The organism is Liquorilactobacillus vini DSM 20605, assembly GCF_000255495.1.
GTDB lineage: Bacteria > Bacillota > Bacilli > Lactobacillales > Lactobacillaceae > Liquorilactobacillus > Liquorilactobacillus vini.
In genome coordinates, this window is sequence record NZ_AHYZ01000049.1 from 18,405 (window position 1) to 29,255 (window position 10,851).

Consider the following 10,851-nt stretch of genomic DNA (forward strand, 5'->3'; position numbering starts at 1 on the left):
ACCACCCTATTTTAATGGAATATTGACCTTAAAAAGAAACTTATTATTAATCAAATCAATTTTCTTGGCACGAACTGTTACTCCATGAAACCCCTTGATTTGACTCAAATTTAGTCTAATTGTTTTAGCTTTGCTGTCAATCGTAACCCATTTGCCCAAACGATAGTTATTTTTAATATAATTCAAAATAAAACCAGGCGGTGCACTTAAAGTTCCAATCGCGACTGATTTAGCGTACAAAAGAATGTTGCCATTCGGTGTAACAGTTGGCTCAGTATATAAAGAAAAAGAAACGTTCTCTCCTAAAATCTTCGTTGTTCCGACTAAAATTGCTGCTTGATCAACATAGAATTTATATTTTAGTTTTTTATTTTTTTGTTGCCGAGTCAAATAATAATTTATGGCTGCATTCAACTGTTTTTTATTTAATTGAACATCTACTGAGGTATGCTTACCCAAGCTTTTGGTTGCTTGGGCAACTTGCTGCTGCTCAATATTTTTCCCAGTCAGCTGTTGAACTAAAAACAAGCTACTTCCTAGAATTAAGGCGAGTAAAATAATAAAAGCCCATTTCCAATAGTTATGTTTCTTCGCCTTTTTAGCAAAAACCCGACTCCTTTTTTTTAAATTATTATCCAAAAGTCAATCCCCCTTTCTTGCAAGCCAAGTTGTTTTATGTTTCATCATAGCCGTATAAAGTTTATTTGTCATATAACGATAACCCTTTAAATTCGGATGAAAATGGTCAGCAGGTGATAAGTAGCCATTTTTTTCCTTTTGATTATCAAGTACATGCGTTAGATCCTTATTATTTAAAACCGTGATATCCGTCACCGAACTTTTTTTGAGCTGTTTAGTTTTATGATAATATTGGCCAGTGGACATTTTCTGGTCAATATTGACAAAGTAGGCATCTTTCGTTTGACCAACAACCTGTTTAGTAACATTATTCCAAACGTTGGTATATTTGGTAAATTGATACATCGTTGGAAAATAAACGTAAAATGGGTTGTAAACTGAGTAAACAAAAATCGGCGCCTTCGAATTGTACTGGCGAACAGCTTGCAATAATGATTTTAACTTTGTCTGATATGTTTGCCGAGAATTGGTAACTGCTGAAGCCAGCTCCTGATCAGAAATATTTGAAAAACTTTTTTCTAAAACTTGCATCAAATCATTACCACCGACCGTCATAACAATTACATTAGCTTGCTTGATTTGTCGTTGGATCACCGGAGTAGATTGTAAGCGAGCTAATATTTGATCACTCCGATCACCTGCCTTGCCATAGTTGAAAGTTTGAACTTTAACATGTGATAAAGCATCCAGCTTTTCTTGAATTAAATGAACATAGCCACCCTGATCAGTTGTATCACCTACCCCCTGAGTCAGTGAATCACCCAACCCCACCAGCTTAAGATGCTTAACCTTTTTCGAAGTTGAACTGCTGCTGGCCGTTTGGTGGTTGGTGATTTTGGATGTGGTTGATTGAGATTGACCCAAGTAGAAAAATAATTGCCAAATTCCAAAGACTAAAAAAGTTACTAGGCCTAAAATTAAAAAAAATTTCAGAATAGATTTTATTTTTTTCAAATTATTTTCCTTTCTCTAGAATTTTATTTACTATGTTAAAATAATATTATCATAAAAAAAGACCGTCGATTAGTATAGCAAAAACTTTATTTTTAAGATAGAAATTGGGGCAATCTTAGTGAAAGCTTATTTTTTAAAAAAGAATATTAAATATCAGCGGGTTGGGCTGGCATTTAGCCAAGGAATCTACTTAGCCATTTTGGTCAGCATTGGAATAGTTCTCCTGCTAAAAAGCCGTTCATCAATCTGGCTGCTCTGCGCTAGCAGTTTAATCTTGGGTTTTATTAGTTTAAATGGCATTTTTCAAATTCTTAATTATAGCTTGGCTAAAACTAGAGCAGCAACCGTTTTTCAACGCTTAGCCACGATTAGTTGTTATCTACTGACTGGCAGTCTACTATTTTATCCGACATTTTTAGTGATTCCAAAGATTCCTGGAAGTGGCTGGACTTTATTTGGAATCGAACTCGCTTGGATCGTAACTGCAATTGTCTTAATAGCTATTTTCGATTTGCGCGGATCATTATTTTGGCCTTTAAGCGGGAGCTGGTTGCTTTTATTAGCTTGCTTATTTATAACCTTTCCAATTTGGTTAATTTTAATTGATGGGTTACTGCTGCAAATTGGAATATTTTTTAAATGGCAACAATGGCTTATAACTGGTGACTTGATCTGTAGTTTAACAATTGTTTGTTTTTTGTTAGTTTTTAAAGGTTAAATCAAAAACGCCAAAGAATACTAATATTCTTCCCTGACGTTACCTTAGCTTCAAATATTTACTCAGATTGTTCAGTTTGCCGACGATATAGTTTGAACTGATACGGATAATGATTTTGACTATCCATTTTTCCTCTTTTAGCCCAAACTAATTCAAACTTACCAGGAATTGGTGGCATTTTGACATCGCCTGAAAAGTTAGCTGCAATTTTAGTCACATATAATAAATCAACTTGCTCGGCAAAAGCAGCAAACAAACTTGCCCCACCAATTATAAAAAACAATTGAGAATCATCTTGCAAAAGTTTCCCTAGTGCTTGTTTACTATGCACCACTGTCATTTGCGGATTTTGAGCATATTGCTGATCATGTTTTTGATCATGAGTTAAAAGATAATGGTGTCGTTGCGGCAACAATCCCGGAAAACTCTCAAACGTTCGACGCCCCATAATGATTGGATGATGAAGAGTCATTCGCTTAAAATGAGCTAAATCAGCTGGTAAATGCCAAGGCAGCTTCCCACGATAGCCGATGTGATGCTGAATATCTTCGGCCCAGATAAATGCTAACATCGCTTTAATCTCCCTTTTTTAGACAGCCACCGGTGCTTTAATTGCCGGAGCTGGTTGATAATTTTCAACTTTAATATCGCTAACAGTAAATTCTTCAATTTGTTGCTTAGCAGGGTTCAACCACAGCTTTGGCGCATCTTTTGGCTGTCGTTGCAACTGAATTTGCGCCTGTTGCAAATGATTCAAATATAAATGCGCATCACCTAACGTATGAACAAATTCTCCAACTTGCAAACCAGTTTGGCGAGCAATTAGATGAGTTAATAAAGCATAACTGGCAATATTAAATGGTACACCCAAAAAAGTGTCCGCACTTCGTTGGTACAGCTGACAACTTAATTTACCATCATTCACATAGAACTGAAATAAGGTGTGACACGGCGGCAGAGCACTTTGTGGGACATCTTCCGGATTCCATGCTGTAACAATCAAGCGTCTCGATGATGGTGTCTTCTTAATACCATCAATCACATTTTGAATTTGATCAATCACTCGTCCATCGCGCGTTTTCCAATGACGCCATTGAGCACCATAAACATCGCCTAAATTCCCATACTTTTTTGAAAACCGATCATCGGTTAAAATTTGTTGACAAAAAAGTTTTTTTTGTTTCAAATACTCTTGTTTAAAATTTTCATCTTCCAACTGGCGTCGACCAAAATCTGTCATATCAGGTCCATGATATTCAGGACTGTTAATCCAATTTTTAAAGGCCCATTCGTCCCAGATGTGATTATGATGTTGCAGTAAAAAACGAATATTGGTATCTCCGCGCAAAAACCACAGAAGCTCGCTTTTAATCAAGCCAAAAGCTACCTTCTTGGTCGTTAGCAATGGAAAACCTTGCTGCAGATCAAATCGCATTTGATAGCCAAACAGACTTCGAGTGCCGGTGCCCGTTCGATCATCTTTTTGGTGCCCGTGTGCTAAAATATCTTTTAATAGTTGTAAATAGGGCTCTTCAACGACCGTCATAATATTTGTCCTCCCTTGAAAAACCTAAGCAAACTGACTTAACTCGTCCCAGCGGTTCATTTTTTGATCAATTTCTATGTCCAATTGGTCAATTTGTTGCTGCAGATCAGCTAATTGGCTAAAGTCATTCCCAGGGACTTGCGTCATTTGCTGGTTAAGTTTAGTTTTTTGTGACTCAAGTTGATCGATTTGCTCTTCTAATTGACCATACTCGATCTTTTCAGCATATGTCAACTTGGTTTTCTTTTTTGAGCCAGTTTGTTCCTGTACTTTAACCTGTTTCTTTGGCTGGGCTTTTTCTACTTTATTGATCTTTGATTTTATTTGCTTTAAATAGACACTTAACATGCCGGTAAAACGTTCCACCTGACCATTGCCAGTAAAGATCAACAATTGTTCCGCAATTTTATCAAGAAAGTAACGATCATGTGAAACCGTGATTACTGTACCTTGAAAATCCTCAAGATAATCCTCGAGAATTGTTAAAGTCTGAATATCCAAATCATTTGTCGGCTCGTCCAGTAACAACACATTCGGCTGCTGCATCAAGATTTTTAAAAGATATAATCGACGCTGCTCACCACCAGAAAGTTTACGAATTAATACACCGTGCATATAACGTGGAAATAAGAAACGTTCGAGTAACTGAACAACGCTTAAACGATTGCCATTTTTATCAACTACCTGCTGAGCAGTCGCTTTTAAATAATCGATTACTCGTGTATCGGGAGGTAATTGAGCAAATTGTTGATGATAATAACCAATTTTAACAGTTGGCCCAACAATCAGCTCACCAGCATCAAGTGGCAATTGTGCAGCTAAAATATTCAAAAAACTGGTTTTTCCAGCACCATTAGCACCAGTGATTCCAATTCTTTGATCAGCTTGGATCAATAGGCTAAAATCATCAATAATTCGATGCTTGTCAATCTTTAAGCTAGCATGTTTTAGTTCAATGACTTTTTTGCCTAATCTTTGTTGCCCAAGATTCAAATTAGCTTCAGTTTCTTCAGCCTTTTGCGAAACCCCCGCCTGTAACTGATTAAAGCGATTGATCCGGGCTTGTTGTTTAGTACTGCGAGCTTTAGCGCCAGTCCTCATCCAAGCCAATTCTTTTTTATATAACTGTTTTTGTTTATGCTCAAATTCTGCTTTTCCAGCTATTCGTTCAGCTTTTTGGCCAACATACGCTCGATAGTTTCCTTCATAAATATAGAGTTTGCCATGATCCAACTCTAAGATTTTTTGAGCAACATGATCAAGAAAGTAACGATCATGAGTCACTACCATTAATGCACCTTTGAAACCAGCTAAATATTCTTCCAGCCAATCAATTGAAGAAAAGTCCAAGTGATTAGTTGGTTCATCTAAAATCAACAAATCAGGATCTTGAATCAAGACTTGAGCTAAGCCAACTCGTTTAACCTGCCCACCTGATAATTGACCAACTTTTTGATCAAGATCAGTGATTTTTAGCTGTGTCAAAATTGTTTTAACTTGACTCTCAGCGTCCCACGCAGCTAGTTGGTTCATCCGTGCTTCTGCTGTTAAATAATTCTGCTCTTTTTGCTGATCATTTGGATACTGACTGTAAACTCGCAAAGCTTGTTGATAATTTTGGGTGGCCTTAAAGACTGGTGCAGCTCCCTTAAAAATTGCAGTCATAATTGAATCAGCCGCTTCCAGTTCAGGTTTTTGCTTTAAATATGCAATCCGATAATCATTAGGTTTGATCAAATTTCCTTGATCAGCTTGATCAACTCCTGCCAAGACATTTAATAGACTCGTTTTCCCCGTTCCATTTACACCAATTAACCCTAAACGATCATGTTCATTGATTATTAAGTTAAGATCTTCAAACAAAGTTTTTTCGCCATAGGTTTTACTTAAACCTTCAATTCGTAATGTCTGCAAATTACCACTCTTTCATTCCTTTAAGGTTTACTACAAATTAGCTGCTTAGCTCGAGCCAATAAGCTATCTAAATGATTAGGTACCTTTTTCTCAATAACTTCAACTTCTAGTTGCTTTAAAATTTTGCCTAAATAAGGGCCCGGTTTTAAATTAAAGTTCTTTAGTAAAATTCCGCCATTGATTACTAATTCTTTGGTGCTTTTAATTGGCAGCTGTTGGTAAATTTGATGTAATTGATTTAAATCTAAATCAATTCCAAGTAAATTGGCAGCTTCACCAGCCTGCCAAACGACCGGCCAACCAAACTGATAAAGTTCACTCGGTTTTAAATCACGGCGCGTCATCAGCAACAAGGCTCGTAAAATTTCTCTCGATTCTTCGATTAACTGGTTAGAACTTTTCCAAGCTTTCAAAAAATCCCCCAGTTTTGACGGAGAAAAATTAGCTAAATAAGCAAACAATCCCCAGGCCGTCGCAACAGTTTTGAAATGCAACACTGGCAAAGTCAACATTTTCTGTAATGGTTCTTGACAAGTGCTCATTTGGGGACAATACCGATATAGGCCCGTTTGGATAAAGGAAGCTAAGCCACGCTGAACAGCTTGTCCAAGCAGAAGTTTTTGCCATTCTTCATGAATTCTTTCAACAGCAATTTTAAGCAACAATTCAGCATTTTGCTCGATAGCGGCCCGGGTGCGCGGTTCAATTTCAAAAGCTAACTGACTGGCAAATCTGATGGTTCGCATCATTCTTAAAGCATCTTCATGAAAACGTTCAGTCGGAATTCCAACCGCTCGAATAATTCCGGCACGTAAATCAGCTAAACCATCAAACAAATCAATGACTTGCCCCGCCGAATCCATTGCTAAAGCATTAATTGTTAAATCACGGCGCTTTAAATCATCTTGTAATGATCTAACAAAAGTCACTTGATCTGGACGGCGAAAATCTTGATAGCCTGATTCTGTCCTAAAGGTGGTAATTTCATAAGCAGCCGACTTAGCAAGTACCGTGACTGTTCCATGCTTGATCCCAGTATCGACCGTGCGAGGAAATATCGACTTAATCTCAGCTGGGTAAGCACTGGTTGCAATATCAACATCGTGTGGTTGTTTACCTAACAGTAAATCACGAACACTGCCACCAACAAAATAAGCTTCAAAACCAGCTGCTTGAATTTTAGCTAAAATTGGCAAAGCTTGCTGAAAAATGGTCGGTAACTTTTCAACTATCATAGAAGATTCTCAAGTCCTACCAGCAGCTCATGCTGTTTGCCGATTTTGCTGACTGCTACTGCAACACCTGACATGAATGAGCTGCGATCAAAGGAATCTTGGCGAATAGTTAAAGCTTCACCAGGTCCGCCGAATAAGACCTGTTCATGAGCTACGTAGCCTGGCAAGCGAACACTGTGGATTCGCATGCCTTGAAAATTAGCTCCCCGGGCTCCTGGCAATACTTCAGTTTCATCAGGGTTTCCTTGATAATGCTCAGAGCGAATCTCAGCAATCATTTTAGCAGTATTTAGCGCTGTTCCACTTGGAGCATCAAGCTTTTTATCATGATGCATTTCAATAATTTCAACATCTGGTAAGTATTTAGCTGCTTGTTTTGCAAATTGCATTAATAAAACTGCTGAAATACCAAAGTTTGGAGCAATCAAGCCACCAACTTGGTTTTTTTTGGCAATTCGTTGTAATTGTGCAACCTGTTCATCTTTTAATCCTGTTGTTCCAACAACTGGTGAAATATGATGTTCTAAAGCAAACTTGACATTTTCAAAAACTGCTTTGGGCGAAGTGAAATCAATCCAAACCTCCACTTTTCCCGTAGCAATGTCTGATAATTGATGATAGGCCGGCACATCAAGCTCTGAAAATTCATTAATTTCATTCAAATTTTTTTCAATCGAATGTGGATCATAAACCCCAACTAATTCAAAACCTGGGTGATTAAGCACCATTTCAACAGTAGTGTGTCCCATGCGGCCTTTAAAACCTGCAACAAGAATTTTTACCATAAGACCAACCTCTTTTTCAATCTTCTTTTAAAGTTTTCTTTTTCTATTTTAACAGATTTGCTAACTTTATTATAGTTGTCAAAGCTAAATTGGATAGCATCCAGAATCTGAATGTGTTATTATCTGATAGAATTCATTATTAAGGGGGCAATCAGGTGGTTCAATCAAATGAAAGAATCCATTTTAAAAATTTCATCATGATCGCAGTTGGCAGCAGTTTATATGCTTTCGGTTTAGTAATGATTAACATTGCTAATAATTTAGCAGAAGGCGGCGTAACTGGCATAACCCTGATATTGCGTTACTGGTTCAGTATTGATCCAGCCATTTCAACTATTTTACTAAATGTCCCACTTGTTATTATTGGCTATCGCTACTTGGGAAAAACAGCTTTAGCGTATACCGTTTTTGGAATCTTTAGTTTATCTTTTTTTATTTGGCTGTGGCAGCAAATTGATTTTTCAGTCAATATTGATCACGATCTATTTTTAGCTGGAATTTTAGCTGGACTAATTGGTGGTAGTGGTTCAGGAATCGTTTATCGATTCGGCGGAACAACTGGTGGCACAGATATTGTTGCGCGAATCTTTGAAAAACATCGCGGCGTTGCCATGGGCAAGACTTTGCTGACTTTTGATTGTGTTGTTTTAACCTTATCATTAAGCTATGTTAGCTTGCGGAAGATGATGTATACCCTTTTAGCTTCTTACGTTTATTCAAAAGTTGTCAACTTTACTCTTGAAGGCGCCTATGCAGCTCGTGGGGTAATCATCATTAGTAACCATCATCAAGAAATTGCCAAAGATATTATCAACGACTTAAAACGTGGAGTTAGCTATTTACAAGCGACCGGTGCGTACTCACAAGAACCAATTCAAGCAATTTACTGTGTCATCAGTCCCAATGAATTAATGGATTTGAAACATATCGTCGCTCGGCATGACTCACATGCTTTCGTTTCAATTTTATCAGTCAATGAAGTAATCGGCGAAGGTTTCTCCTACGATGTAGCTAAGAAAAAGCTGCTGCATTTATAGGACGAAAGTGCCGTTATTTTAGGCTTTGGCAAAGCTGGCTGGTCGCTAGAAACCGACTGAAAAATATTTTTTGTAGGTCAAATGTGTGGGTCATTTCAGATGGCATGTGGGTCATCTCATATTTTTTAAGTAACTAACTAGTGATGATTCCTTAAACAAAAAATACCGCCCATTTCTGGACGGCTGTCTATTTTAACTCAATAATTAATTTAATTATCAGCAATTACCGATGTACAAGCCAAAAATAATTAGCTTAACTACAAAAAATAAGCAATTTCTAATAATGCAATAAAATCATATAAACCAATTAGCTGTTTAACTCTCAACATAAGTATGACAAGTTAACCACCACCTGTCTAAAGTCACGGAATTCCCAGTTAATATTCATTAAACATCTTTTATTTTTGTAAAAGATGTTCTATTATAATAACGGTTACTTATAGAAAGGAAATGTTTTTAATGAAATATACAGTTGATATACCTCTAGAACGTGACGGACTTTGGTTGGACAGTAACTTGACTTATACCCAGGTCCCAGGTTGGTTAGGAAAAACAACTCGTGATTTAAAATTGTCAGTAATTCGGCATTTTGCAAAAGCTGGTTCAAAAAGGTTCCCAGTAATTTTTTGGTTTGCCGGTGGTGGTTGGATGGACACTGACCATAATATTTATTTGCCAAATTTGGTCGACTTTGCACGCCGAGGATTTATCGTTGTTGGTGTTGAATATCGTGACAGTAACAAAGTTAGTTTCCCAGGACAATTAGAAGATGCTAAATCGGCAATTCGTTATGTTCGAGCTAATGCGGACAAATTTCAGGCTAATCCGAAAAAATTCATCGCCATGGGTGAATCAGCTGGTGGTCATCTAGCAAGTATGCTTGGTGTTACTAATGGTCAAAAAAAATTTGATGTTGGAAATAACTTAAATGTTTCGAGCGATATTCAGGCTGCAATTCCTTGGTATGGTGTGGTTGACCCACTTACAGCTAAACAAGGAAGTACTTCCAACGATTTTGATTTCGTTTATCGCAACTTGTTAGGAGCAGAGCCAGAATCAGCTCCACAGCTAGATCAGCAAGCTAATCCATTAACTTATATAAATCAGCAGACTGTGCCTTTTTTGATTTTACACGGTGATCAAGATGTTGTGGTTCCCTTCAAAGATAGCGAAAGACTTTATCAGAAATTAATTGACAACCAAATTCCAGCCGATTTATACCAAATCAAAAATGCCGGGCATATGGATTTGAAATTTTTACAGCCAGCTGTTTTTAAAATTATTGAAAAATTTTTAGCAAGAGTTCTCTAATTGATGAGCGCTGCGGTTTATGCAGCGCTTGTTTTTTTTGAAGATTTAAGTTAAGGTAAAAATGTACACTTAACACAAAACAATTCCTAGCCTTAGGAGGTTCTTTCAATTGAATTACCCGCTGCAAAACATTTTTGAAAACCATCTTTTTGAACAACAACTAGCAGCACCAACCGTTTTAAGCTATCGCCATGATTTGATTAACTTTTTTTGCTTTTTAGCAAGTCTTGATCATCAGCCAACTGAGTTACCCAAAATTACTGAAAGTGACTTGCGAGCTTATTTTTTAGCACTAAAAAATGCAGCTGAAATCACAGCTGCAACTTATAATAAAGTTCTTTCTCATTTAAATCAATATTTTATTTTCCTATTTCAAGCAAAACAAATTTCAACCTTGCCAACACTTGGCCTTAAAAGTATTCCTGTTGCCACCAATCAATCAAATCAACTCTTTTGGAGTGATCAATTAGCTGATCTGCTAGCAAATCACCAAATTAGTTTTTATGGCCGCTTAACGCTTTTATTAACAGCCCATTTCTTTCAGCCAGCAGAATTCTTAGAAATAGATTTTTATCAAATTTGGAAATTTGAAACTTTAAATAACTTTGAGCACCAATTTATGCAGCAATTCGAAATTTTTCACCAACCACTCACTAAAAAACAAGTTTGCAAAGATCTATTTTTAAAAAGCAGAATAGACCACCATGATCCC

General features: G+C 37.0%; 11 protein-coding genes. 4 read left to right on the top strand and 7 right to left on the bottom strand.

The annotated features are described in order from the left end of the window. Positions 1-6: 6 nt before the first annotated feature. A complete protein-coding gene (locus ON15_RS02770) occupies positions 7-639 on the bottom strand; it encodes a YpmS family protein (RefSeq protein ID WP_010579957.1) in 633 nt (210 codons plus the stop codon). 3 nt (positions 640-642) lie between these two features. After that, complete coding sequence (locus ON15_RS02775; RefSeq protein WP_010579958.1) at positions 643-1,593, bottom strand: SGNH/GDSL hydrolase family protein; 951 nt, start codon at positions 1,591-1,593, stop codon at positions 643-645. A 118-nt stretch (positions 1,594-1,711) separates the two neighbouring features. On the opposite strand from ON15_RS02775, the gene ON15_RS02780 reads away from it, so the two are divergent. Continuing rightward, complete coding sequence (locus ON15_RS02780) at positions 1,712-2,311, top strand: hypothetical protein (protein ID WP_010579959.1); 600 nt, start codon at positions 1,712-1,714, stop codon at positions 2,309-2,311. Positions 2,312-2,369: 58 nt separating this feature from the next. On the opposite strand, the gene ON15_RS02785 is transcribed toward ON15_RS02780, so the two are convergent. Genes ON15_RS02785 through dapB form a run of 5 tightly spaced genes read right to left on the bottom strand, consistent with a single transcriptional unit; the run spans position 2,370 to position 7,791 of the window. Further along, a complete protein-coding gene (locus ON15_RS02785; RefSeq protein ID WP_010579960.1) occupies positions 2,370-2,882 on the bottom strand; it encodes a dihydrofolate reductase in 513 nt (170 codons plus the stop codon). 18 nt (positions 2,883-2,900) lie between these two features. Further along, complete coding sequence (locus ON15_RS02790; RefSeq protein WP_010579961.1) at positions 2,901-3,857, bottom strand: thymidylate synthase; 957 nt, start codon at positions 3,855-3,857, stop codon at positions 2,901-2,903. A gap of 24 nt (positions 3,858-3,881) precedes the next feature. Then, entirely contained in the window at positions 3,882-5,771 is a 1,890-nt protein-coding gene (locus ON15_RS02795) for an ABC-F family ATP-binding cassette domain-containing protein (RefSeq protein ID WP_010579962.1), read from the bottom strand. Between the two features lie 20 nt (positions 5,772-5,791). After that, the gene (locus tag ON15_RS02800) at positions 5,792-7,006 is read right to left on the bottom strand and encodes a CCA tRNA nucleotidyltransferase (RefSeq protein ID WP_010579963.1); all 1,215 of its coding nucleotides are present in this window, start codon (positions 7,004-7,006) and stop codon (positions 5,792-5,794) included. Further along, a complete protein-coding gene (dapB, locus tag ON15_RS02805; protein WP_010579964.1) occupies positions 7,003-7,791 on the bottom strand; it encodes a 4-hydroxy-tetrahydrodipicolinate reductase in 789 nt (262 codons plus the stop codon). The genes ON15_RS02800 and dapB overlap by 4 nt, the downstream gene beginning before the upstream one ends. Positions 7,792-7,946: 155 nt before the next feature. On the opposite strand from dapB, the gene ON15_RS02810 reads away from it, so the two are divergent. From ON15_RS02810 to ON15_RS02820, 3 genes are all read left to right on the top strand, one after another. Next, positions 7,947-8,828, top strand: coding sequence for a YitT family protein (locus ON15_RS02810; RefSeq protein ID WP_010579965.1), 882 nt, complete (start codon positions 7,947-7,949; stop codon positions 8,826-8,828). 459 nt (positions 8,829-9,287) lie between these two features. Beyond that, positions 9,288-10,139: an alpha/beta hydrolase gene (locus ON15_RS02815; protein WP_010579966.1), complete on the top strand. Its 852-nt coding sequence runs from the start codon at positions 9,288-9,290 to the stop codon at positions 10,137-10,139. Between the two features lie 109 nt (positions 10,140-10,248). Next, positions 10,249-10,851 (top strand): site-specific integrase (locus tag ON15_RS02820; protein ID WP_010579967.1); only part of this gene is annotated, 603 nt, incomplete at its 3' end.

What these genes read in the sequence shown, in the direction of transcription:
- ON15_RS02800 (WP_010579963.1), bottom strand. Translation starts at nt 7,006, where the DNA reads ATGATAGTTGAAAAGTTACCGACCATTTTTCAGCAAGCTTTGCCAATT.
- ON15_RS02790 (WP_010579961.1), bottom strand. Translation starts at nt 3,857, where the DNA reads ATGACGGTCGTTGAAGAGCCCTATTTACAACTATTAAAAGATATTTTA.
- dapB (WP_010579964.1), bottom strand. Translation starts at nt 7,791, where the DNA reads ATGGTAAAAATTCTTGTTGCAGGTTTTAAAGGCCGCATGGGACACACT.
- ON15_RS02785 (WP_010579960.1), bottom strand. Translation starts at nt 2,882, where the DNA reads ATGTTAGCATTTATCTGGGCCGAAGATATTCAGCATCACATCGGCTAT.
- ON15_RS02815 (WP_010579966.1), top strand. Translation starts at nt 9,288, where the DNA reads ATGAAATATACAGTTGATATACCTCTAGAACGTGACGGACTTTGGTTG.